Raw genomic sequence first — 25308 nt, forward strand, 5'->3', positions numbered from 1 at the left:
GTGAAGACTGGTCAGGCGTCGTCCAGCAAAGCGCGTGCGGACCCTTATAAATCAAAATTGAAGTCGACAAGCTTCTCGGCAATTTCATTGAATGAATCCTCCGATTGCTGGAAATAGCTCTCCCACAGATCTTTGCTCCAAATTTCCACGCGATTGGATACGCCAAGCACCACACACTCTTTCTTAAGCTTGGCATACTCCACTAACGTATTAGGTAAGTTTACCCTTCCCTGTTTATCCAGTTCGCATTCTGTTGCTCCAGAGAAGAAAAATCGGGTAAACGCGCGGGCATCTGATTTCATTAAGGGCAGGGATTTAAGCTTCCCTTCCAAAACCGTCCACTCTTGCATGGGGTAGACAAACAAGCAGTTGTCCAATCCTCGAGTGACGACAAAGCTGGGACCAAGGGCTTCACGAAACTTGGCGGGAATAATCATTCGGCCTTTCTCATCAACACTATGCTGATATTCCCCCATGAACATGGTACCCTTCACCCCTTTCCACCACTTTGCACCACTTTCCCCCACATAACAGTATTATAATCAAAAAGTGCTCCCAAACCAAGCAACTTTCCAAAAAGTTTTTATAGCGTTATGATTATTCAGTCAATTTCATTTGCTCAGCAAGGAGTTTTCCCCATAAAAATAAAAAGAAGTTGTCCAATATGTCCCCACAATAAAAAAGTTGGACGGAAATCGTAATTTCCGTCCAACTTTTTTTGTCAGGGCGTCCAGTCGTCCATTCTCACTGATTATCTGAACCGCCCCTTTATAATGGATTGAATGGCGAAAGCTTAATGTTCCTGCCAGCTTTCCAGGTAGCGCACCTGCTCTTCTGACAAGGAATCGATCGTTAATCCTAGTGACTCCAGCTTGTATCTGGCTACCTGCTCATCTAATTCATAGGGGACATTAACGACTTTGGTGCCGATAGCTTTATACTGCTCGTTCACGTATTTCAGAGACAATGCCTGAAGGGCAAAGGTCATATCCATAATCTCCGCAGGATGTCCGTCTCCTGCAGCCAAATTAACCAATCTCCCCTCGGCCAAAATATAGAACTTGCGACCATCCTTCAACACATATTCCTCAATGTTCCGTCTAACGGTCCTGCTCGATACAGCCATCTCCTCAAGCTCAGGCTTGTTAACCTCTACATCGAAATGGCCGGCATTGGACAGAATTGCACCGTCCTTCATAACTTCGTAATGCTCCTTGCGGATGATATCACGATTCCCGGTAACAGTCACGAAGAAGTCTCCAATGCGGGCGGCATCACGCATCGTCATCACTCGGAAACCATCCATATAAGCTTCTACCGCTTTAATCGGATCAACTTCGGTTACGACCACATTCGCTCCCAGGCCTTGGGCGCGTTTGGCCACACCTTTTCCGCACCAGCCGTAGCCAGCTACCACAACCGTCTTTCCAGCAACGACCAGATTAGTCGTCCGGTTAATGCCGTCCCATACGGATTGGCCCGTGCCGTAGCGATTGTCGAATAAATATTTGCAGAAAGCATCATTTACGGCGATCATCGGAAACTGGAGAGTCCCATCCTTTTCCATTGCTTTCAGCCGCAAAATTCCGGTCGTTGTTTCCTCCGCCCCGCCACGCACCTGTGCCAGCAAGTCCTTGCGTTCAGAATGAAGAATAGTCACCAAATCTCCGCCGTCATCAATGATCAGGTCCGGCTTAGTCTCCAATGTCTGAACCATTAACTGCTTATATTCAACAGGATCCGGGTTGTACTTGGCAAATACCGTAATCCCATCCTCTACCAATGCTGCACATACATCATCCTGGGTAGACAAAGGATTGCTCCCAGTAATGGCTACCTGAGCTCCTCCAGCCTGGATGACCTTGGCCAAATAAGCAGTCTTCGCTTCTAAATGCAGCGAGATCGCCACCTTCAAGCCTTTAAATGGCTGCTCCCGCGCGAATTGCTCTTTAATCCGATTCAAAACCGGCATATGGGCGTCAGCCCATCCGATTTTCAAATGACCTTCCGGGGCCAGCGATATGTCTGTAATTACACTTTGTTCTTTTGAATTCATTATCCATTCATGCCTCCTGACATAATTGTTGCAACCTGCAGCTTATGCATCATATCCTGCCCCTTTTATAAGTACACGATGGAATGCAAAGGACGCAGCTGCAGCGGCTGGGCTACCAGCTCTTCCAGCCAGCTATGACCGTACTTATTAACATAACTATATAAATTGTAGACTCTTTCCTGTGGTTTGCCAAGAGGAAAGAGCGTATTTCGGATTCGGTCCCATTGCCTGAGCGCAGCCTCGTACTGGGATTTGTTTGCTTCGATCGAGCGGGCCTGGAGAAAATCAATCTGCTCAACAATTTTGGCCGCATTCGTCTGACCCAATTTTTCCATACCCGGATTAATCTTGGCGACAGCCTGCAGGATGGGCTTGTAAATTTCGGCAAATTGCTCTTTGGCCAGCTTGAATCTTTCCTCCAAACAAAGCTCATCCTGCGATCTCAGCCACTCCTCCTTCTTTTCCTCCCATTGGTCGAAGGCTTCCTCTAAGGTCAGCTCGTACTTGTCAATATATTTCTGCACAGTACCTTCCACCAAAGTATGCTCTTTACGCGGCAAAAGAATGGGCATCTGCATCCCGACCGCGCCGAATACTTGGCGAAGCTGTCCCCAATAAGCGATTTCACCAGGACCAAGTACAGAAGCAAGTACCGGAAGCAGAAATTCCTGCATGAGCGGCCTGGTGATGACATTATTGCTCAGACTGCCCGGACGGCTCCAGGCCATTTCCTGCAGTTCGCCGAGAGAATATTCCTGCTCCCCTCTCTTATCTGTGAACCCGCTGCTGCTGCGCTGCAGCAGTCGTCTTTCGCCATCCTCACCGAATACAAATAAATTCGCCGAGAGCGGCGAAGTTTCAACCTGCGGCTGATAGCCGGCTGACACCAGCTTGCTGCTCTCGTTAAGAAAGGCCTCGCTGATCAGCTCATTCTGTTCGAGCAATTGCTCGAACATCGCTCCTTCCAGCTTCCTAATACCCGGGTCATCGGAATCAAGCAGAATGAGCCCATGACGGCCAAATAATGACGCCATAATCCTGGCGAAAAATTCCGACAAAGTGGAGGACTGACCGGCAATCAAGGTTAATTGATCCATGATGGGAGCCTTAAATTCCGTATCCATCAGCGATTTATCCAACTGCTGAAGCACATCCTCCCAGTGCTTCACTGTCAGTCGGCTAATGGAGGTTCTAGGCTCCCCCTCTGCTGGGGATAGCTTGATTTTAACAGCTTCATTATGGGCATGAACATACGTATGATTGACTTCATCGATGTCATGGTCCTCTCCGGCTATCCAAAATACGGGCACCACCGCACGGCCGAGCTTCTCCGCGGCATGCTTGGCCGCTTGAATAATCGTTATTGCTTTATAAATAACAAGCAGCGGTCCGGTAAACAATCCGGCCTGCTGCCCGCCTACAACGACAAGCGTGTTTTCGTTTTTCAGCTGTTCCAGAGCCTGAAAAGCCTCGGCTGCATTATTGACTTTATCATTGTATCGGATCAAGCTGTGGACCAGCTCGGTTCGATTAGCAGTTAAAGAACGGGGATGCCCGAGCGCCTCTGCCCGTATAGCCCAACTGTCTCCATCCCAGGGATTATATTCATAAAACTCGCTTACTTTAGAAAACTGATGATAATAGTCGGCAGCCAGCCGCTGCCCTGAGTTTCGCTCAAAAGGAATTATTTTCATACAGATGGACTCCTCCCCTACCCTATATAACGACTCGTGAGTAGGTAATCGATTCTGTTTCGATTGTACACATCCTCCCTCTAATAGTCAAAGAATTCCCTCGAGCTTCAGAACGTCTCGCCGGACAAATATTGGTCCTCAAGCGCCTTTACTTGTCGAACGATGCTCTCATGGTTAGGACAGGGGATCCCCTGTCTGTGTGCAAGCTTCAGCAAGCTCCCATTAATCCAGTCGATCTCCGTCTTTCTCCGTTCCATCCGATCCTGGAGCATGGAGGAGTGATTGGCAGCCGTCCGCTTGCAAACCGCGACGATTTGCTCCCATAGATCGTCAGCTATCGGGATTCCGAGAGAAAGAGCGACCTCTCTAGCTTCTTCATACAGCTTTCCTGCCAGCTCTCTGCGCCAGGCATCCTCCAGCAGCTCCCCGTTCTTTACTCCGCTGATTGCAGTCAATGGATTAATGACTGCATTCACAATCAGTTTATTCCATATTCGTACGGGCATTGCCCCATCGGCACGGGCATCCACCCCCGCTTCTCTCAATACCTGAATCAGCGCTTGAGTCTCCCCATCCATTAAATAACCTTCGCCATGCTCTGCTGCTGAAGGACCAGGTGCCGCTGTCTGTCTGTTCCCGGCAAAGGCTCTGCCCAGCCAGACCGTTCCCCTCCCCGTCTGTAACACCACAGTCTCCGATTCCCTTTTGGCCCCTTCAGTTGTTACAGCGGCAAACAGACGGGATTGAGAAAGCATCTCAGCCAGCAGCTCCATATGGCCTATACCGTTCTGGAAGCCAACCAGCTTGGTTTCCCCAAGCATTTGCGTCTTCAGCCATTGGATTAATGCAGCATTAATATCCTTTTGCTTGACGGTAAGCAATATCCATGACCATGTAGATTCGGCGGACGGAAGCGCTGCCGCCAGCGCTTCGTCAAATGCCGTAATGGAGACAGGATGCACGGTTTGTTTCGTACCATTAAGCGCTGTTACCGTTATGCCTTGGGCAGCAATAGATTCGGCTTGTTCTTTGGTTCTGCACACCAAATGAACCTCCGCTGACCCCAGCGCTAGTCTACCAGCCATGAGCAGGCCTATGGAGCCTCCGCCAACCACCAATACGCGCATTAGGCTAACTCCTTTGCAGGCTAATTTCCGATCCATTTCTTGTAGGAGCAAAAGTGCATAATTCGATTATCAACAGGCAGCAGCAAGACATAGACATCGAACACCGCGTTGATATCCATATCTTTGTTTGCTTAAAAGCCCACCGCAATTTATGCAAAATGGCTATCCTACAAGATCAATGGTCTTTACGTTACATTCCCCTTCTGCTTCCTGTTTTCCTGCCTGAGTTAGCATTTTACCTGCCCCTATCCAGCTATATCAACTATTTTGCCGTACTATTTCTTTTAAATGTAGTCAAATCATCCGCTAGCACAGATTGTTCATTTCCAAGCAGGCAAACAAACAAAAAATCCGGTTTTCCATCATTTAGGGAAACACCGGATCTTTCGGTAGCGGCACTAATCAATTTTCTCCAGATTGCCGTTGGCATCCATCTTAAACTTCGCTTTCTTGTCATCCTCTTCTTCCACGAGGAAGGCCAGCTTACGAGCGCGGTCCATAATTTGAATTAGAGCCCGGTAGTCGTCATTGACAACCTGATAGTCCGTCTGAACCTCGTTAACTTGTTTATTGAGTCTTTCATTCTCCGAACGCAAATGAGCCACTTCTTCCTGCAGCTCCTGCAACTCTTTTTCCATAGATTTGGCCTGACGGGACAGCTCGTAATATGTACTCTTCCACTGCTTCAGAAAACGGATTACAGCCTCTACAGACAAACTTTCTTCGGAGAAACCGTCTGTTCTTAGAAGATTGGCGTCACCGTCCAACACAGCTACAGAGGAAACACTGGAAAGAGGAGCAGAGGCATTTTTCTTCAGCTGGCTTCTTTTTTGGCGCTGAGCTTTGGCTATTTGAATAGCAGCCTCATATCTCTTGCGGACACAGCTGTTCCAGCGGAACCCGCATGCAGCGGCCGTTCGGCCAATCTTTTCCCCTACTTCCTCAAATGCAGTTAACTGGGTGCTTCCATCACGGATATGTCTTAGCGTCACCTCCGCAAGAATCAGATCATCTTCTTCGCTCCAAGCATCTTGTCTTACTGCCGACATCTAATTACCTCCCAACCGATAGTAAAGAAATTACAAGAATGGATCTTGCTCATTCAGGTGTTAATGGCTTGCATAAAGACTAAACGTTCCCGATACCTTATCTTTATGCCAATACTAGAGTTCATAGAATCTATTTGATACTAAAAGGTATATCCAATTTTTTTGGCAAACATACATGATTTTCGAAAGAATTGGAAACGCTAAGGGAGACCGCGATTTTCGGAAATGTTTCGATTTTGTCACGGATTCGAGTTTACAGGCCCATCCTCGGGCGGTATAATATTAGCAGTACTAGTGATGATCGTTGTGTAAGAGAGGAGGATGTTACGGTGGCACGCATGTATCGTGTCCTTGGTTTCTGGACACTTGTTATCGGATTAATGGCATTAGCCGGACATATGATTCCTATGGCATTAATTTTCTTTTTCCAAACCGCAGTGTTTGTTGTGCTCGGTTATATGAATTTGACAGAACGCACTTACATTGTGATGTTTTGGGCGTACATGCTCATCTCATTTACCGGTTTTACATATTGGTCTGTCTTCCATATGGAGCTGTAAGTCCGGTCGATAAGCTAACTAACCTGCGTAACCAAGATGATTGCTGGTCAGCAATCATCTTTTTTCATGTTTTCATACCCGGAAACGGACATTGGCAAGCGGGGGCATGACTAGAGCTTTCTTTGAATCAGCACTTTAAAAAGCTCGCTCATTCCATCGCTCAGCAGCAGCTGGCGGATAGCCCTGTTCTTTCTTGCCACCGGGGAGAATGGATCGCGGGAAGCATGGTTTTGCAGTTCATTCAATATTCCCTGCTCGACCAAAAATTGCTTTTGTGTAGTCCACTGTTCCGTCACCATACCGCCGAGGCGGCCCGCCCTCATGCAGGCGGAGAAATTAACATGCGATGTAATATCCTGCTCACCGGGATAGATTAACGGGTTATCCTGCGCTTCATGCCGGTAATAACACATGAGCGTTCCCTTCATTCGATGGGGGGCATAAATCTCTGCAGCCAAATCGCCATAATCAATAGTCAACAGACACGATCCCGGAGACAGCCATTCCGCCGCCTGCCGCACCCACCTCTCAGCCAGCAAATTGATTTCCGCCTCTTGTGACTCTTTCAGTTCAATGGAATCGGCCTGCAAATAATGGTATAGCTGATTGTTGCTGCAAGGTTCCCACCGCTCAGTCAACGCTTGGCTGTCCTCATCCCAAGCTACCCAGCTTTCCATTAATCTCCCATGATTTTGGCGCACACGATGAACGGGGAACGCATCCAACAACTCATTGGAAAACATGAACATGCGCTCCGGGCAGGGCTGCTGACTCCACTCGTCCTCCCTCCACATTCTGATTTTTCCGGAATGCGCCGCCAGCTCCTGCAGCAGCAGCTGGCGATGGTATTCACTTTTTTCGATGATCCAATACTCTAACCGTTCATACAAATCAGGCCACGCCCGGGCCAGCTTATCCAGTAAAGCTCGTGCTAATTTTCCGGTACCGGCACCCCATTCCGTAACCGTACACGCAGAGCTTCTGCTATCTTCATCGGCCCACGCTTTAATCCGATTAGCCAGCATTTCTCCCATAACCGGAGTAATAGAGGAGCTGGTATAAAAATCTCCTTCCTTCCCCACCTTTGGCCGAGTGTTCATGTAATATCCAAACTCCGGATGATAGAGGCACCAATTCATATACTCACAAAAAGTGACCGCTTTCGCTGCTGTCTCTCTAATCGCCAAAGCAATCCATGGTACAATACGGTTACTAGAATTCGATTCGATCATGTTTGATGCTCCCATCTGTTTTACGGATTGCTGCAGACAAACCCTGGTTAATAAAGCTATAATGATAACAGCTAAACAAAAGGAGTTTTTGCCAAAATGCGTTGGAATAAACAAAGCTCGCTTCTCTGCCTGCTTGGCGCCGCCTTATTGACCTCCAGCTGTGCAGAAAAGGTCAATTGGAAGGAACAAGCGATTACGGCATTAAGCAAGCACGAAGAAATTACAAGCTATACTTTCACGGGTCGCGCCGATCTTGATATCAATCATGAAGCTAAAACAACAAGCAACCCGATAGTGGACAGTCTCCAGCAATCCTTGCTGCAAGGCAGCCTATCCTGGGAAGGCACCGCTGCATTAAGCCCACTGCGTATAGAAGCCACTTTCGCTGCAGGAGCAGCCGTGGAATCGTCTGCCATGAAACTGCCTGTTCTTTTTGCCGACAACTCTCTGTATGTTAATATACCATTGATTAATAAACCCGAGGAATATTTTCAGATTGAATTTGCCGAATTAGCCCAGCTGACGGGCAGTGACTCCGCACTAACTGACGAGCGGCTCAAGCAGACAGCTCATTTATTCGCAGAGCTGCATAGTGAGCTGTACAGCTCTGTGGAGGAGCGCTGGTTTTCCCGGCTGGACGCAGAAGAAAGCAACCCGGACGGATCTTTCCGGATTGGAATTGAGATAACCGAAGAAAATCAGGAGGAGCTTAGTCTGGTCATTCGTGATCATTGGCCCGGCATTGTGGATACACTGCATGCTTACGGCCTGCTGTCACAGGAACAAACGACCGAATGGAGGGAAAAGGGACAATCCCTGACCCTGCACGCGCCGGGGCAGCTATCCGTTGAAATCAACGGGGAAGGCTACGCCAGCAGTCAAAGGCTGGACCTAACCTACAGCTGGGATGAGGGCAGCCCTCAAACCATCCGCCTTGAGCAAAGCTATGACGACATTAATCAAAACCCGCAATTTCAAAAAGAAATTCCCGAGCAGGCTCTGCCATTTAGTCAGGTGCTGCGATTATTTTTTCCCGCTGCACGGCAGGATTAACCCGTCTTACTTCGTCTTAAGTTCAAGGATGTCGCTTAAAACTTCTCTTTTGCGGGGAAGTTTTTTGTCATGTTCACCGAGGGTCAAGGAGTAAATTTAGAAAAAGACAACAAGATAAACTCCCCGGAACTGAACGGAACTTAAAATCAGCTTTGCCTATAAAAATAAATTGAAATTGAAAAAGGGGTATTCTATGCTCAAGCCTTATCGACCTATAGTACTGCTGTGTCTTTGTCTTCTGCTTATTATTCCGCCACAGGCCCCGGTGAAGGCAGCCGAAGAGCCCAGTCTGGAACAGGCAAGGGACCTGCTGCAAAAAAGTTTGACGATCACAGAAATGGATCGGGAAATTGAACGGCTGACCGAGCAAGAAAAGCGGATAGAAGCACAGCTCCTGCAAACAGAGGCAAACATGGCTCGGCAGCAGGTGAATATGGAACAGGCCCGCGACCAGGCAGGCAAGGTTCTCCGTGCTTACTACATGGGGGAACGCAACGATATATGGACTTTGCTGCTGCGCACCGATTCCTTCTCCGATGCTATAGCTGTTTACCAATATTTGACGATGATCTTTGTGAATGACCGCAAGCGGTTAACTGCCTATTCCGATAGTTATCAGCGGCTGGAGGAAATGCGTGAAGAGCTGATCGCTTACGATGAGGAATTAAAACAGATTAAAGAGGCATTTATAATCCAGCGTGATCAAAGACTGGCTTTGCAGCAAGAAATGGATGAAGGATTAGCCAACAACCCCGAAGCAACAGAAGTGTTTAAGCAGATGGTCGATTTAACCACTGCCTGGAAGGACAAGGGACTTCCGTTATTCCGCAAATATTTTGAAGCTATCTCTAATGAGATGCAGTCTATTTCAGAATTGCTCGCAGACGACAATCGAAACCAGTATTTGAACGGACTAACCTTTCAAATTTCCGACCAGGAGCTGATCCGTTTTTTCCGCAGTCGCAATCCGCTGTTCAACAACCTGGAATTCTCCTTCCAGGACGGTTACTTTATGGCGGAAGGCCAGGAGGATGATGTCGAGGTTACGATCAAGGGACAGTACGTCTTGGAGATGCATGAGGCTAGCCTGCTGCGTTTTTACGTGGAGGAATTGACCTTTAACGGTTTCGTCCTCCCTGAATCCACCAATCGATCCCTGGAGGAGGAGTTTCCTCTCGGGTTTTCTCCGGAAAGCATCGTCGGATTTCTGCAGGCATCTGAAATAAGCACTGAGGACGGAATGCTTACTCTAAAATTAAAGCTGAAGCTTAGATAAGCTTCAGCTTTTGACTTTTCTGCTTCTATCTGGACTTTTACTCTGTTATCTGGACTTTTACTCTGTTATCTGGACTTTTACTCTGTTATCTGGACTTTTACTCTGTTATCTGGACTTTTACTCTGTTATCTGGACTTTTACTCTGTTATCTGGACTTTTACTCTGTTATCTGGACTTTTACTCTGTTATCTGGACTTTTACTCTGTTATCTGGACTTTTACTCCTGCTTCCATAATGATGCGACGTAATTGGCGAAAGCAGCCAGATCCTGCTGCCCGTCCGCAAACTGCTCCATTGCTTGATCCAGCTCATGCATTTTCTTAGCCAGGTCAATCTGCACCGGAATCGTATTACCCTGTTCGATTAACCAGGTATAGGAGCGATAAGACGGATCGGACTTAATCGCTGGCGCCATATAGGCACTAACTATGGCGGGAAGCACTTTGGCTTCAGACCATAAATTCATTTCAGCGTCCATCGTCGTAAGTGCCTTCAGCAGGTCCGCGACAGCCGTTTGCGCTTCCGTCTTAGAGGAAATCGCGTAGCTCCGCCCTTTGAGCCAGGTCCCTGTCGTCTCCTGATTATCTTCCTTGATCATTGGCAGTGCGCTTAACTCAACAGCAGAAGAATCCGCATACAGCTTGAATTCTGAAATCGTGGTAATCATGGCAGACAGCTTGCCTTTCTTAAGCAGCTCCCAAGGATTGCCGGGCAAAGGATGGAAAGAGTCCGGCCGCTGCGGTTGTTCCGCTGCTTCCTCTCTTTCCTCGCTCGATTCTTGTTCGGCATAGTAAAAAGACTGGAGTGCCTGCAATGTGATTTCATTATCCATATGGATAAAAGGAATTTCTCCCTGTGGGGAAGGCACGCCTAAAGCGGATAGAAGCGATAACAAAGCATAAGGATCGGCTGGATCATAATACACACCGGGGATTCCTGCCTCTGCATCCCCTCCTTGCCGGTTCCAATGCACCATTTGTTCTGCCGTTCGAGGCGGCTCGCCGCCGTTCAGTTCCTCGGCTTTTCCTGTATTCCAGGCGAGAATGTAAGGATCAATGTCTTTCGGAACGGCCCAGGTATATCCATTCCATTTGACCTGGTTCAATACCGGATCCACAATCTGCAAATGCTGCTCGCTGCCGATCACCTCATCAACCGGCTGCAAATATCCAAGAGCGGCAAATTCGTTGACCCAATCGTTATTGAGCAGCATCAGGTCGGGTGCTTGTCCTAATTGGCTCGCCTTCTTCAAATACTCGTATGCCTCCCCTGGCGGAAGGTTGAGCAATTCGACTTGAACCCGGTTAACCGTATCCAGGTAATCATTAATTGTCTCTTGAAGGACGGCATATTCCTCCTCCTTCATGGACACAGCCATGATTATGTTCTCTGTATCGTTATCAGCGCGTCCTGGCAGGGTGCCGGTCAGCGTATCCCTGCCCGGTATAGCGGTTTGTCTGGCTCCGCCCTCTGGTGCCATGACCTGGGTTATCAACAATATAGATAAGCCTACTATAGCAAAAAGAACTAATAAATATTTCTTCCTTGTCAATCGAAACTCTCCTTCTGCATTGAACTTGCCCCTTTTTCTATTCCCTATCATCATACCAGAAATATTGTCAGCTTGTCCTCCTGCCGAAGGGATCACCAAAAAACCCGGGGGGTTCAAAACAATCGCATGGGGCTGTCCGGAAAGTCCCAATAAAAGTTGGGCGGAAAAACATAATGTTTTCCGTCCAACTTTTTTGTCATGTTGTTTTTGTACGATTTGTCATACAAATCTTGGGTAATTACCCATCAATGCCCTGTTTTTGTACGACGTTTCATACAAATCTCCTGTAATCGCACCTCACCCCATTCATTTGTACGACATTTCGTATAAAATGCAGGAAACAAGCCCGCGCAGCCCACGAACTCCGCGAACCTCGCGAGCCCCGCCATCCTTGGCTATTTTCATGCTGGAGTTGTGCCTGAGAATTCAATGGCATGACTGTTTGCGTATACACTTTCGCATACAATTCGCCTCCACATCCTATAACAGTTCCGCTCCCAGCTGCGCCAGCCGAGACCGCTCACCTTTTTCAAGCGTCACGTGACCGCTTACCGGCTCCTGCTTGAATCTCTCCACAACATGAGTCAATCCATTGCTTGTCGAGTCGAGATAAGGATGGTCAATTTGCTCCGGGTCCCCAAGCAGAACGATTTTGCTGCCTTCACCCACCCGGGTAATAATGGTTTTGATTTCGTGCTTGGATAAATTTTGCGCTTCGTCTATGATAATGAATTGACCTGGAATGGAACGGCCGCGAATATAGGTGAGCGCCTCCACCTGGATGCTGCCCATCCCGGCCAAAATTTTGTCGATATCTCCGTTTTTTTTCGTATCAAACAGATACTCCAGATTATCATAGATGGGCTGCATCCAGGGACGCAGCTTTTCCTCCTTTTCTCCTGGAAGAAAACCGATGTCTTTTCCCATAGGAACGACTGGTCTGGCTATCAGCAGTTTTTTATAACGATGCTCATCCTCAGTTTTCAATAGTCCGGCTGCCAAGGTCAGCAGAGTCTTTCCTGTGCCGGCTTTTCCGGTAAGAGTCACCAGAGGAATCTCATCGTTTAGCAGCAATTCCATCGCCATGCGCTGCTGTGCATTTCTTGCCGTAATCCCCCATACCGCATCATTGCTGAGATGGAGCGGTTGAAGCTTATTGCCGTCCGCCGTAACCTTGAGCAAAGCAGATTTGCTCGTGCCCAATTCATCCTTCAAGATAATAAACTGATGCGGATGCACCGGATAGTTAAGTGGAAGGCTGCGCACCAGCAGTTGACGAAACGTGTAAAACTCATCAATTACCGAGGGATGAACCTGCACGGTTTCACACCCGGTGTACATATCCTGCGGCGGCACAAGCCGGTCGGACTTGTAATCCTCCGCGACTAGACCCAGAACATCAGCCTTGATTCGAACGAGTGAGTCTTTGCTGACCAGAATGACCGGTAATGCCTCTTCCTTTTCCTGCTCTTCCATCCAGTAATTCATAGCTACAGCCAAAATCCGGTTATCGTTGGTCATTTCCCCGAATACTTCTTGCATCTTCGTAAAGCTGCGATGGTTTAATTCGACCTTCAGATTACCGCCGCCCGGCAGACGCACTCCATCATGCAGCCGGCCTTGGCTGCGAAATCCGTCAAGCAGCCGTGAGACATAGCGGGCATTTCGCCCGATCTCATCGGCAAGTCTCTTTTTAGAATCAATCTCCTCCAGCACCGCAGCGGGTATGACAACATCGTTATTATCAAATGAAAATACAGCATTGGGGTCGTGGAGCAGAACATTAGTGTCCAGCACATAAAGCTTTTTCAAATTCCCATCCCTCCAACCGGTTTGCATTTGATGTTGCTTCTGGTACATAGAATTTCTTGAGCAGGAAAGACTAGAGATTAGTGGAGTTCTCTTATTATAAGAAAGGAAGATACTTATGAAATTAATACGCCAATGGGTCTTAATAGGCACGCTCTTTGCTATGGCTGCCGGATGCGCAACTCCTCCCGCCGATCAGCCTCAGCCGGAACAGGGAGAAGTCACTCAGCAGACTGTTCCTGAGTCAAGACCAGACAAATCCCGCGAGGAAGTTGCCGCTCACCTTGAAGGTATTGTTAAATCGCTTCCGCAAGTTGAAGACGCTCATTGTGTGGTGCTGGGCAATATGGCAATTGTTGGCATTAATGTCCAGCCCGGCTTGGATCGGGCCCGTGTAGATTCAATTAAATACTCAGCAGCTGAAGCTTTGAAAAAGGATCCCTACGGAGTCAACTCCCTCGTTACCGCGGATTTGGATTTGGATCAGCGGATTCGTGAAGTCCGTGACGATATTAATCAGGGACGTCCGCTCTCCGGATTAGCAGAAGAATTGGGCGATATTATTGGCAGAATCATGCCGCAAATCCCGCGGGATATTAACCCGGTTGAACCGCCGCCTGCGAATACTAATACCCCGGCAGCTCCATAGCCTGCAAGCCGCTAACTAAAGAACCATGCGGAGCTAGCCCTGCTCCAGCAACAGATGTGCGTGCCCGGCAACGGCCGCCTAGCGGTTAATGCCAAAAAGCCTAGCTATTCCATTTAGCTAGGCTTTTTACATGGGCAAACTGGATTAAAGCAGGCGAAATGACCATAGGCCTGTTGATTAAATCCGTTAAATTGTATTGTGCAGTATGATTTAGGCGATCTAGCAGCTGGCCGGGAGTAATGCTTCCAAGGATCATCTAACGGGGTTCCTCCTTCAGTTCCATCTGCAAGCAGACGGCGTAGAGTACAACCGGTATGCTAATCTTGACCTCATTATAGCATATGCAGCCTTCAGCCACTATTTATACACGCCTGAATCATTTTACTAAAACAGTTTTTTAACAATTATATTTGGGATTAGACTCAATTTGTCCCAGCAGCTGTTCCGCCATTTCCCGGTCAAACCGGAAGCTTTGTACTTGGCCTCGGCTTTCTGCCGATACATGAATAGATACCGTGTCGGACTCAGCGATTCGATAATGCTCCAGGGCATGATCCTCAGATAAAATCTGCTCAAAAAACGCCAACGTGTCTTTAGCCGCTTGATCTTCCGGCCTTGCCTCACAAACCAGCTTCATTTGCAGCCAATAAAAGAGCGCATCTCGAAGTTCCACCAGCTTAATAAGCCTCCCCCGTTCAAAATGTAACTTCTGCTCTTCCTTGAAAGCTTCCGCGCTTAACCGTCCACGATGATTACTCCTGCTTATTGTCTTTTTCCTGTCTGCCTTCAATCCAGTAACGAATTTTGACGGTCAGCATCAATAGAACCGCTATCGCCAAACTCGGCACTATCGGAATCCGCAAATCCAGCTGGAATAGCAGCAGAATGAAAGCGCCGATAGCCATAATGATGTAGACTATAATTTCTTTAAGAATGGGCAGCTTTTTTACCCGAAACACCTTGTTGTAAACAAAAGCCAGCCCGGCAAATATAATAAAAAATGTGATCCAGGGATGTGCAAAGAACCAGTCATAAAGTGCCGACACTGCCGGTCACCTCCTATAAATTCGCTTCAGACATCTTGCGCTGCTTTTCCGCGCGTTCCCTCTCGCTTTTGTTCAGCAGCTTCTTACGCAGCCTGATCGACTTAGGCGTAACTTCACAATACTCATCATCATTTAAATATTCTAATGCCTGCTCCAAAGAGTACAGCCGCGGTGTTTTCATCTTCACGGTATCGTCTTTCCCCGCGGAACGAACGTTAGTTAACTGTTTTTCCTTGCAGATGTTGACAATAATATCATTGTCGCGAGTATGCTCGCCAACGATCATTCCCTCATAAACTTCCGTTCCCGGCTGCACAAAAAGAATTCCGCGATCTTCAATCGACAGAATGCCATACAGCGTTGAGACCCCGTTTTCACTGGAGATGAGCACGCCTTGATGACGCCCGCCGATTCCGCTTCCCTGATAGGGACCGTAGCTGTCAAAGGCATGGTTCATAATTCCGTAACCGCGGGTTAAGGTAAGGAAATACGTCCGGTATCCGATCAAGCCTCGAGCCGGTATTAGAAACTCCAGGCGAATTTGTCCGTTTCCGTTGTTAACCATGTTAACCATTTCTGCCTTTCGTGTGCCAAGGCTTTCCATAACGGCGCCCATGCTTTCTTCAGGGATATCGATAATCAGTCTTTCGATTGGCTCCATCTTTTGACCATCGATTTCTTTGATAATGACTTCAGGCTTAGACACCTGAAGCTCGAAGCCCTCGCGGCGCATGTTTTCGATGAGGATGCCCAGATGCAGCTCTCCACGCCCCGACACGACAAATACATCGGGACTGTCCGTATCCTCCACCCGCAGGCTCACATCGGTCTCGAGCTCTTTGTATAAGCGTTCCCGCAGCTTGCGTGACGTTACCCATTTACCTTCACGCCCGGCAAACGGGCTGTTATTGACGAGAAACGTCATCTGCAGGGTCGGCTCGTCAATCTTAAGCACAGGCAGTGCTTCCGGATTAGCCGGGTCCGCGATCGTTTCCCCGATATTGATATCTTTGATCCCGGCAATCGCAATAATATCACCGGCGCCGGCTTCCGGAATTTCAATCCGCTTCAGCCCCTGAAACCCGAACAGCTTCTCAATCCGCGCCTGCTTAATCTTGCCTTCCCGTGTCATGACGGCTACAGGCTGGCCTGCACGGATTTTACCACGGTTTACACGGCCGATGGCAATCCGCCCCAAATACTCATTATAATCCATCAACGTTACAAGAAACTGCAGCGGCTCCTCAACATTTTCTGTAGGGGAGGGTATGTGCTGGACAATAGCCTCGTACAGTGATTCCATTGTGTCTCCCGGGTTATCCGGATCCGTACTCGATGTACCTTGAAGAGCCGATGTATAGACAACCGGGAAATCCAACTGTTCATCGCTGGCTTCGAGCTCGATAAACAATTCCAGCACCTCGTCCACCACTTCAGCGGGGCGGGCATTCGGCCGGTCTATCTTATTAAGAACAACGATCGGTCTTAACTGTTGTTCCAATGCTTTGCGCAGCACAAATTTGGTTTGCGGCATGCAGCCTTCAAAAGCGTCTACCACAAGCAGTACACCATCGACCATCTTCATAATTCTTTCCACTTCCCCGCCAAAATCGGCGTGTCCGGGGGTATCCACAATGTTAATTAAATATTGCTTATAATGGATTGCCGTATTTTTGGCCAGGATAGTGATTCCGCGTTCCCGTTCCAGATCGTTTGAATCCATGACCCTTTCCTGCAACTCATTTTCCCGAAACGTCCCCGACTGCTGAAGCAATTTGTCCACCAGCGTCGTTTTGCCATGATCGACGTGGGCTATAATTGCAATATTTTTGATCGTATCTCTAGCGTGCATGCTGCCATTTCCTCTCTGTACTTAGAGTAAAGTGAGCTGATACCTGGGCTCATCATCTTTTCCCTTCCGCTGGCCTATACATCATTCCGATGACGAAGATCAAGAGATCGGAGCTGTTCAGAACCGTTCACAAAAGAAGCGCCGGACTAAGCGCCGACGCTCAATAATCACAGTGTATTATACGCTTAACGGCGGAAAATTGCAAGTCAGCCCGCTTGCGTTAAGCAACGTTACCATGCCTTCGGTCTTCTCATAAGCAGGAATACCCCAGCGATGACCAGCAGGGCAGCTATGACATAAATGAACGCACTGAACATAAACATCAGCAGCAGGAACAGTACCGACAAAGCAGCCAGAATTACAGCAAATGTCATCAACTGACGGGGGCTATTACGGTCAAGCAGGTACAGTTCGTACAATCCAACAGCCACTCCGAAGATAAATAATGGCCATAAATAACGAATCAAATGCCAGCCAAACAAATTACATATAAAGAACATGAAGGAGTAGGTAACCAGAATTCCGCCCGGCACTAAAATGCCGGATGGCGCCAGCTTGGCGAAATACAGAAAGTGAAAACCAAGCCCAACTGCCAACAAAAGCAATGGCCAAAGTAAATAACCGAGAAAGCTGAAGACGCCTAGTTTGCCCAAAATGAGAATCAACGCAATGACAATTAACAATATTCCGATAGAAAAACGATTTTTTTGCATAGCCTTCCTCCCGGTTTGACAGAATGCGACATCCTATTACAGTTAGTTTAGCGGAAGATGCACTAAATTGCCAGCTTCCGCTTCCAAATTGTTCCGTTTGCAGGTGTCCGCCTATCTTTTCTTTCTTTTCTTCGCTTCTAAAAGCCGGCTCATCGGATCCACTTCCTGATCACCGCCTCTTGCATTAGCTTGCGACGGGCGGCTATCTTCTCCAATAGGCCTAGGCGAATCGTTGGTTTTCCTGCTTTCCGTTAGGGCTGAGCTGCCTGTTCGGCTCGCACTTGCTTCTGCCTGCGCCATACGATTTTGCCGTGGGGCAGAATCCGCTTGAGCATTCACAAGCTGCCGACCTTTTTGCTCTGAAGGATCCTCCTTCTGGGACACAAGTCGTTGATTAACTCTTTCCTTGGACTGGCGAAGCCGCGACCAGGACTCCGCTGCTTCGGCCCCTCGTTCACTTTTGGACCTGCCTGGCCTTGACGATGCGACTATCGCCCGAAGAGCGTGAAGCGATAAGCTGAACCTTCTTATTGCAATATCTGCAAGCCACAACAGCAGGGCCAGCAGAAGCAGCGGGTAGGCCAGATCGCGAAATTGTTTTTTGCCGCTAACTTCCGCGGCAAACACCTCTTCAGCCTGCTCCAGGGTAAGCACCCTCCCCCCGGTCGTTTCAGCCAAGCGCTCCAACCTGGCTGCTCCTCCCCTTTCCGTAATCCGGTATTCCGCCGAATACGGAATGACAAAGCCGGTTGTGTAGCTGGAAATATGCTCCTCTTCATCTTCTCCTTTTTCCAGGCGATCAATACGCGTCAAATACACGCCAGGATTCGAAAACGGCAGCTCACCCACATATTCTCCGGGCAGGGTAGGCATTAAAGAGATTTCATGGGTGTCCAGGTTTTCGTCCGTAACGGTTGCCGTTAATTCCCCTTGGTACTCGGAGACTGAGGAAGAGACCTCCAGCACCGTGCGCTCACCCTCTACACGGGTAGCCAGCTCGTAAGGAATAGCGTCGAATTGAGGGAACGTCCACTTGATGATTTGGCTGAGAGCTTGCTGATAGCCGCTCCAGGACACCCAATCGCCAGACCACTTTCCGGTCACATCACTTGTCCACGCAACAGTGCGTCCGGAACCGTATTGCCATCTGGCAAGCAGCGGATCCGGTTCCGGACTCATGAGGACCACTTCAGCCATTTCCTTCGGCGTTGTTGCAATGTAGGCGTTAATGGACGGCAGCCCTGCTTGCATCCAGGAGCTCCAGTCTGCCCCCTGGCCATAGATCGGCACGAAAGCCTGATCAACAATGTACGTTCTTGACACCATCGTTGCTTCCCGGCTGAAGATTGCCGGAATCGTGCTTTGATCATTAGTAAAGTAGTACCGGCCATTAGCAAGACCAGCAAGCCGCTCCAGCAGAACCGTATCGGCGCCTTCTCCTATAGCTACTGTTGATAATGTAATTTGGTTTTCCAGCATTTGCGCCGTAAGCGCCTCGTAGCTTTGCTGGGTTGCGGATTGTCCATCAGTCAACAGGATAATATGCTTGCGCTGGGCATCCACATCCAGCAGCTTAGAGTATGCTTCCTGCACGGCGGGATAGATATCGGTTCCCCCATCGGCCGGAATAGAATTGATTTCGCGGATTACCTGTTCTTTGTCGGTAAGCGGCTCAGGCTCGCTAACCCACCAGAGCGAGGAGTCAAAGGCAAGCACACCAAGTGTATCCCGCTCTCTCAGCAGCTCTACCGTACGCACGGCGGCCTCCTGCGCAAGCTCCATTTTACCGTCCGACATGCTCCCTGATTTATCAATGACGAGAATCAAGCCCAGCGACGGCATCTCCCGCTTGCCTCTTAAGTCCATATATACCGGCAGTGCATTTTCAACAGGAGTTTGGAAGTATCCTCCCAGCCCGTAGCTTTCCTCTCCCCCGAACATGATCATACCGACACCGTAATCACGCACCGCCTGCTCCATCATTTCCATCTGCTGCTGGGATAACCGGGTTGCCGGAACATTCTGCAACAGAATGCTGTCATACCCGACATAAGCTGTCAGATCCCGGGATAACATTTCCGGCTGCACCACATCGTAGCCGATCAAGCCCGCATCGAGAACGGAAAGCACATTCTGTGAGGTATTGGGTTGCCCCTCTACTACCAGTACCTTGGGAGGACCAGTCACCCGGCTAAAGGATGTGGCTGTATTGTTGGCTGTCTGCATATCCCCCTGCACATAAATCTCCGCCCGATAACGATGAAAGCCGGGCTCCTTGGCCAAGCTCTGCAGGACAAATCGATTTTCTCCGCGTTCCAGATTTACCTGCTGAACCGACAGCTCCTGGTTATCCTCGTAAATTCTTAGTTCACCCTGCACCGCTTCTGTACTCTGCAAGGTAATCTCCAAGGAATACTGCTCCCCCTGGTAAAGCCGCTCAGGCACCTTCAATTCCTCTACGGCTACATCCCGCCCCTGTGCCGAGGGCAGCTGCAGGACGTCAACGGGAATCCCCTGATCTCTCAGCAAACGTCCCTGGCGAAGCACATCGCCGACGTTTTCTTCGCCGTCACTGAGCAGGACAATCCGCGGAGCGACATCATCACTGAACAAGCCGCTTGCTGTTCTTAGCCCCGCCTCCAAGTTGCTGAATTGGCGATTAAGCGAGCTGGACCATTGAAAGCCCTCCAGGTTGCGTTCATCGGTTCTGCGTTCCACGGCCGCATTGAGCCCAAGTGCTAAGACGCCGGCCAAATCATCCGGGGCTTTTACCGAAACTGCCCGTTTCATCCAATCGGTCCATTCAGGGCTGTCTACTATGCTGTCGGAGCGATCGGTCACAAATACAACTGCCTGCTTGGTCGTTATCGTATACCACTGCATCCCCGCCAATGCCAGAACAAGAAGAAGCAGTACCGTGCCTCTGAGCGCAATCGCCGCCTTTTTGCGAAGCCCCTTCAAGCGAAGCGTGCTTCTAGCTATCCAGTACAGATAGAAGGGGAGAACGAGCAGGAGCAGCAACATCCACGGGGAGTTAAATTGAATTCCCATGCTGATACACCCTCCATTCCCACACCATGATCACCAGCGCCAAGACAATAACGAACGATACAAGCGAAATCGGCACTTTACTGTTGGCCGCCTCCGCTGCGCCCCCGTCAGTTTGCTCCGGCTGCCCGGCATCCGTCTGGACAAATGCGGGAGCGGGAAGCTCTCCCAGATTAAATTCCCTTGCATCTGCATGCGATATCAGCCAGCGGCTTTGCAGCACTTGCCCCGCGTCATCCTCTTCCACAAACTGGTACAGACCAGGCCGGTCGGGAATCGTTTGATTCGAAGTAACCGCTCCATTGGCAGTCTCGTCGGCAGGTATCGGATCACCAGCTGGCTGCAAATTCTCCACAAGCTGCCAATAAGCAGACGAAGTTTGAGCATGGAGCGGAATTTCACGCCTGTCTGAAGCAAGGTGATGGCCCAGTATTTGTGCACGTGTGCTCCCCAGCCATTCGACCGCATTGCGGACCAGAATAGGAAAATCAAAGCGCAGCGGCAAATCGGTTTGCTGAAGCGCGAAGGTGAACATTAATCGGCCGTGGCCATTAGCCTCCCCTGCCAAAACAAGCGGGACAGAACCCCAAGTAACGACCGGCTCCCCCCACTGCGGAGTGCTACCGGATATAGCAGAAGCGATATACGTATCCTGAAAACCGATATAACGGGTGACCGGGTGCTCTGCAACCTCGATACGATTCGTGTGGGAGCCTTCCAGGACTATTTCCTCCCCTTGGATTCCCGCATGAATATACCAGACCGGCTTGCTTGTCAAATGCCGCTGCCATTCCTCGCCAGTCAGCTTCGCTTCGTCAACACCGTCCACAACAATCAGATCGAAGGGACTGGACGGAAGTGTAAACGTATCCTCCGCTTGCTGAGCCTTGTATACTTCTACACCAGCCAAGGTCAAAGCTTTCTCCAAAAACAAATTCCCATCACTGATTAAGACCGCCCGCATCGTATGTCCGCTATCCAAAAATGCATAAGCCGCATTATCGAGCTCCAACAAATCATCAGCGTCAATAGTCAACTGATAGACTTCAGCCTCAGGCAAGCTGTCAAAATAAAAGGTCCGCTGTTCACCGCTTTCCAGCTGCTCGCGAGAATGCTGCACAATCTCTCCATCGGCTGAAACGATTAAACTATATCCGGCCGCCTGTCCGCTCCAGTTTTTTATCGCAGCCACTCCGGTAACGAGACTGCGGTCTGCCTGAGTCCGTCCTACTCCAAATTGAACTACCTGCAGATTATCTTGCTCACCTGCTCCAATCGTTTCCACCGTCACAGGGACATCGAAGGCAAGGCCGCTCCCGCTATCCAGCCATTGACCGTCGGTATAAAGACGGATTTCCGCATCATCACTGCCCCTGGTCAAAGCTGATGCCAGTGACATTCCCTCATCGTAAGCGGCTTTGCCATAATAAGGCTGCAGCTCAGCAAGAGCCGCTGCCAAAGAATCCTTGGAAGCCGCTGCAGACAACCATACCTCCGGTGAATTTCCAAGAGAAATTAGAGTATAGCGGCTGTTTCTGGCTTCTTTGTCCGCCCAGTCCAGCAATGAGCGCTTTGCGTATTCAAAGCGTGTCAGCTCATGATCGGCGAGACGCGTCTGCATACTGGCCGAATTGTCCAGCACAAAGACAACATGATCCTGGGCCCGATCATTGGACCAAACATAAGGACTCATCAGAGCCAGCACAATCAACGCCGCCGCTAGCAGCTGCAAAAGCATGAGCAGGCGGTTTTTGAGCTTCTGCCAAGGTCTGTTCGCCTCCATTTCCCGCAGAACCTTGTTCCACAGCAAGTGGCTGGAAACCGGGGTATCGATATATTTTCTTTTAAATAAATACATGACGATAATGGCCGGTAGGGATAGTGCAAACCATAAGCTCGCCAGCGATCCGAAAAACATATGCAGTTCACCTCATAAGCTTGCACCTTGAATGAAGATTATTGACGGTGCACGGCTGTCCGTCTGGATTACCCTCGGATAGCCATTCGCGTGTAGTAATCCGTTCTGCTTCCTCTATAATCAAAATGAATTCCTGCTTAACCTGTGGAGGGATTAGTTAATCCAGCCGTTGTACCGGAATGTTTCCGTTACAGCAGCAAACAGCGGAGTATCGGTTACAAGCAATTGATAGCCCATGCCCCGTTCATAACAAAAGCGGCGCAGTGCTGAAGTATAATCCTCTACCACTTGTTTATAATCCTTGAGCAGTTTGTCGGAAATCGCAACCTCTTTTCCGGATTTCAGCTCTACATCTATAAGATGAAGATCTCCGATCAAGTCCGGATGAACTTCCTCAGGCGACAGCAGTTGAATAACGATCACTTCCTGCTTGGCTGCAAGCAGAGTTGACAATGCTTCTTCCACGCCGGTTTCATACAAAAAGTCGGAAATAATCCAGGTCATGCCTGCTTTCGCAGGAACGAGTCCCGGCTGGCGAAAGACGTTAGCTATATCCCCTGCTTCTGCCGCCTGACATTGTTCCAAAAAATGAAACAAGCGCGGGATGGAAACCCTTCCCCTGACCATCGGCAGCCGCTCATACGCTTCTGAACTGAACACCGTGACGCCGACACGATCATAGCTGTTCAGCGTAATATAGCCAATGCTTGCCGCCAGCTGCTTGGCGTAAAGAAATTTATCCGCTCCTCTTACGGAAGCGGGTGTTGTCATAGAGGCCGAACCATCCACATAAATTTGCACAGGCAGTTCCTGTTCATCCATATATAATTTGATAAAGGGCTTACCGGTACGGCCGTATGCATTCCAATCCAGCTGGCGGATATCATCCCCTGGTGAATACAAACGGTAATCGGCAAACTCCAGCGAGCTCCCCATTTGCTTGGACCGCCTCTTTCCCTGCATGGTCCCGGCAATTCTTTGCTTCGCAATCAAACCGGAACGGTCCAGGGCCACCAGCAATTCCTGAGGAAGCAGCTGAGCGGCACGGACGGAGGACATCATGAGCCGCTCCCCGCTTCTTCTAATATCGACTCAATAATCGAGTCTGTTGTAATACCCATCGCCTGGCCTTCAAAGGTTAAAAAGATACGGTGCCGCAGCGCTGGAAAAGCCACCTTCTCAATATCATTGCGGGAAATATGATACCTCCCGGAGGAAAGCGCTCTTACTTTGGCTACACTGATTAAAGATTGCAAGCCGCGGGGACCCGAACCGTACTGAACATATTTTTTCACAGCTTGTGGTGCATCCGGCTGCTGCGGCTGGCTAAGGAGAATGACCCGCACGGCGTAATCCAGAACTTCTTCCGCAACGAGAATTTCCTTGGCAGCCTGCTGGACTGCGGCAATCGCGGCCCCGTCCGCCTTGGAGCTTGCCCTAATCGTTTCTGTAGAAGTGGTTCTTAGAACAATTTGCTTAAGCTCTTCTTTGGAGGGATAGGTTACATGAATTTTTAGCATAAAACGGTCAAGCTGCGCTTCGGGAAGCGGGTAAGTCCCTTCGTTTTCGAGCGGATTTTGTGTGGCCAAAACAAAGAAAGGCTGTGGCAGGGCATGAGTGGTAGCTCCTATCGTGACTGTCTTTTCCTGCATAGCCTCCAACAGAGCACTCTGTGTTTTGGGGGTAGCGCGGTTGATCTCGTCAGCCAGCACGAGATTTCCGAACAAGGGGCCCTGCTGGAATTGATAGCTGGTTTCCCCTTTTAATCCAAATTGGATAATATTAGTACCGGTAATGTCGGCAGGCATGAGATCGGGTGTGAATTGGATTCTGGAAAAGGAAAGCTTAATTGTGTCTGCCAACGTGCGCACTAGCATCGTTTTTCCTAATCCCGGGATCCCCTCCAACAGGGCATGCCCGCCAGCAAAAATACACCACAATACTTGTTCCACCACCTCGCGCTGACCTACGATGACGCGCCCGACTTCCGTCCGTATTTCTTCAATAACCTGTGACCATTGCTGCAGCTGCTGCTTTGACTCCATCTATTGATTTCCCCTTTCTGCTCCAAAGCGCCTTTAGCAGCCTGCCCGCGTATCCATTCCTGCCTGCGCGGATGAACCGCCACTGCTTAGAGCTTCCAGCTGTAAAATAACTAATTGCTTCATTCTTCATAATTCGATTCCGCCAACGTGCAGCAACAAGATATAGACAACTAACATCCGTTTTGATTCATGCTTTCGGCTCTATATCTTATTTGGTTAAAAGTACAACCGGGATTTAGCAATTGCTGTAAAAAGCGCTACCTGCGGTTAGGTTGAATTTCCGTAAAGTAATCTCTGACCAAGTCCTGCATGCTTTGAGGAAGGGGAGCACGCTCCAGTGAGCGCGTAGCTTCTGTAGCATAGTCGGAGTATACCTCTTCATAAGGGGTAGGCCGGCTTTCTTCTATCTGAGCCTGACCTCCGTATTCAATCTCTCCGCCTTCCCCTTGGATAGGCCCATCATCCAATGTCGGCGTTCCTCCGCCAAGGGACTGCCTTGGGGTCGTAACAAAATGCCGCGAGCCTTCGCCTGTACCGCCCTGCAGCCCTCCCTGGCCTCCGCTGCCGCCTTGGCCGCCGCCACCGCCTTGGCCGCCGCTGCCGCCTTGGCCGCCGCCACCGCCTTGGCC

General features: G+C 49.4%; 20 protein-coding genes and 1 pseudogene. 4 read left to right on the forward strand and 17 right to left on the reverse strand.

Annotated elements, in window-relative coordinates; translation table 11 throughout:
- Positions 1–44: 44 nt before the first annotated feature.
- From mraZ to PSHG_RS04805, 5 genes are all read right to left on the reverse strand, one after another.
- Positions 45–482 (reverse strand): division/cell wall cluster transcriptional repressor MraZ, encoded by a 438-nt coding sequence (gene mraZ, locus PSHG_RS04785; RefSeq protein WP_010270147.1) that lies wholly within the window; start codon positions 480–482, stop codon positions 45–47.
- 311 nt (positions 483–793) lie between these two features.
- Entirely contained in the window at positions 794–2056 is a 1263-nt protein-coding gene (locus PSHG_RS04790) for an adenosylhomocysteinase (protein WP_010270148.1), read from the reverse strand.
- A gap of 65 nt (positions 2057–2121) precedes the next feature.
- On the reverse strand, positions 2122–3750 hold the full coding sequence (gene bshC / locus PSHG_RS04795) for a bacillithiol biosynthesis cysteine-adding enzyme BshC (RefSeq protein WP_010270149.1): 1629 nt from the start codon (positions 3748–3750) through the stop codon (positions 2122–2124).
- A 107-nt stretch (positions 3751–3857) separates the two neighbouring features.
- Positions 3858–4877, reverse strand: coding sequence for a ketopantoate reductase family protein (locus tag PSHG_RS04800; protein WP_010270150.1), 1020 nt, complete (start codon positions 4875–4877; stop codon positions 3858–3860).
- 398 nt (positions 4878–5275) lie between these two features.
- Positions 5276–5926, reverse strand: coding sequence for an RsfA family transcriptional regulator (locus PSHG_RS04805; RefSeq protein WP_010270151.1), 651 nt, complete (start codon positions 5924–5926; stop codon positions 5276–5278).
- A 329-nt stretch (positions 5927–6255) separates the two neighbouring features.
- Here PSHG_RS04805 and PSHG_RS04810 point away from each other — a divergent pair, with 329 nt between their 5' ends.
- Positions 6256–6486, forward strand: coding sequence for a DUF2626 domain-containing protein (locus tag PSHG_RS04810; RefSeq protein WP_010270152.1), 231 nt, complete (start codon positions 6256–6258; stop codon positions 6484–6486).
- A gap of 110 nt (positions 6487–6596) precedes the next feature.
- On the opposite strand, the gene PSHG_RS04815 is transcribed toward PSHG_RS04810, so the two are convergent.
- Positions 6597–7718, reverse strand: a complete 1122-nt coding sequence (locus PSHG_RS04815; RefSeq protein ID WP_010270153.1) for a class I SAM-dependent methyltransferase — start codon at positions 7716–7718, stop codon at positions 6597–6599.
- A 96-nt stretch (positions 7719–7814) separates the two neighbouring features.
- On the opposite strand from PSHG_RS04815, the gene PSHG_RS04820 reads away from it, so the two are divergent.
- Together PSHG_RS04820 and PSHG_RS04825 are read left to right on the forward strand one after the other, a co-directional pair.
- Positions 7815–8771, forward strand: coding sequence for a hypothetical protein (locus PSHG_RS04820; protein WP_010270154.1), 957 nt, complete (start codon positions 7815–7817; stop codon positions 8769–8771).
- Positions 8772–8964: 193 nt separating this feature from the next.
- Positions 8965–10047: a hypothetical protein gene (locus tag PSHG_RS04825; protein ID WP_010270156.1), complete on the forward strand. Its 1083-nt coding sequence runs from the start codon at positions 8965–8967 to the stop codon at positions 10045–10047.
- A gap of 217 nt (positions 10048–10264) precedes the next feature.
- Here the strand turns inward: PSHG_RS04825 and PSHG_RS04830 are convergent, their stop codons facing one another.
- Both PSHG_RS04830 and PSHG_RS04835 read right to left on the reverse strand, forming a co-directional pair.
- Positions 10265–11599 (reverse strand): extracellular solute-binding protein, encoded by a 1335-nt coding sequence (locus PSHG_RS04830; protein ID WP_010270158.1) that lies wholly within the window; start codon positions 11597–11599, stop codon positions 10265–10267.
- Positions 11600–12079: 480 nt separating this feature from the next.
- Positions 12080–13411, reverse strand: coding sequence for a PhoH family protein (locus PSHG_RS04835; protein WP_010270162.1), 1332 nt, complete (start codon positions 13409–13411; stop codon positions 12080–12082).
- A gap of 115 nt (positions 13412–13526) precedes the next feature.
- On the opposite strand from PSHG_RS04835, the gene PSHG_RS04840 reads away from it, so the two are divergent.
- Complete coding sequence (locus PSHG_RS04840; RefSeq protein ID WP_010270165.1) at positions 13527–14057, forward strand: YhcN/YlaJ family sporulation lipoprotein; 531 nt, start codon at positions 13527–13529, stop codon at positions 14055–14057.
- A gap of 397 nt (positions 14058–14454) precedes the next feature.
- Here PSHG_RS04840 and PSHG_RS04850 read toward each other — a convergent pair whose 3' ends face one another.
- The 9 genes and pseudogenes from PSHG_RS04850 to PSHG_RS30835 all read right to left on the reverse strand — a co-directional run.
- Positions 14455–14730 (reverse strand): hypothetical protein, encoded by a 276-nt coding sequence (locus tag PSHG_RS04850; RefSeq protein ID WP_010270166.1) that lies wholly within the window; start codon positions 14728–14730, stop codon positions 14455–14457.
- 79 nt (positions 14731–14809) lie between these two features.
- A complete protein-coding gene (locus PSHG_RS04855) occupies positions 14810–15103 on the reverse strand; it encodes a YlaH-like family protein (protein WP_010270168.1) in 294 nt (97 codons plus the stop codon).
- Positions 15104–15116: 13 nt separating this feature from the next.
- On the reverse strand, positions 15117–16955 hold the full coding sequence (gene typA / locus PSHG_RS04860; protein ID WP_010270172.1) for a translational GTPase TypA: 1839 nt from the start codon (positions 16953–16955) through the stop codon (positions 15117–15119).
- A gap of 230 nt (positions 16956–17185) precedes the next feature.
- Positions 17186–17668: a hypothetical protein gene (locus PSHG_RS04865; protein ID WP_010270175.1), complete on the reverse strand. Its 483-nt coding sequence runs from the start codon at positions 17666–17668 to the stop codon at positions 17186–17188.
- A gap of 111 nt (positions 17669–17779) precedes the next feature.
- Positions 17780–20719, reverse strand: a complete 2940-nt coding sequence (locus PSHG_RS26600; RefSeq protein WP_010270177.1) for a VWA domain-containing protein — start codon at positions 20717–20719, stop codon at positions 17780–17782.
- Positions 20703–22634 (reverse strand): vWA domain-containing protein, encoded by a 1932-nt coding sequence (locus PSHG_RS04875; RefSeq protein WP_010270180.1) that lies wholly within the window; start codon positions 22632–22634, stop codon positions 20703–20705. Before PSHG_RS04875 ends, PSHG_RS26600 begins: the two co-directional genes overlap by 17 nt.
- Positions 22635–22787: 153 nt before the next feature.
- Positions 22788–23696 (reverse strand): DUF58 domain-containing protein, encoded by a 909-nt coding sequence (locus PSHG_RS04880; RefSeq protein ID WP_235782008.1) that lies wholly within the window; start codon positions 23694–23696, stop codon positions 22788–22790.
- Positions 23693–24679 carry an AAA family ATPase gene (locus PSHG_RS04885; protein ID WP_010270184.1) on the reverse strand — a complete coding sequence of 329 codons (987 nt, stop codon included), beginning with the start codon at positions 24677–24679 and terminating at the stop codon, positions 23693–23695. The genes PSHG_RS04880 and PSHG_RS04885 overlap by 4 nt, the downstream gene beginning before the upstream one ends.
- Before the next feature lie 257 nt (positions 24680–24936).
- A pseudogene (locus PSHG_RS30835) lies at positions 24937–25308 on the reverse strand (phage tail tape measure protein); the annotation flags it as partial.

This window comes from Paenibacillus senegalensis JC66, assembly GCF_000285515.1.
Taxonomy (GTDB): Bacteria; Bacillota; Bacilli; order Paenibacillales; family NBRC-103111; genus Paenibacillus_L; species Paenibacillus_L senegalensis.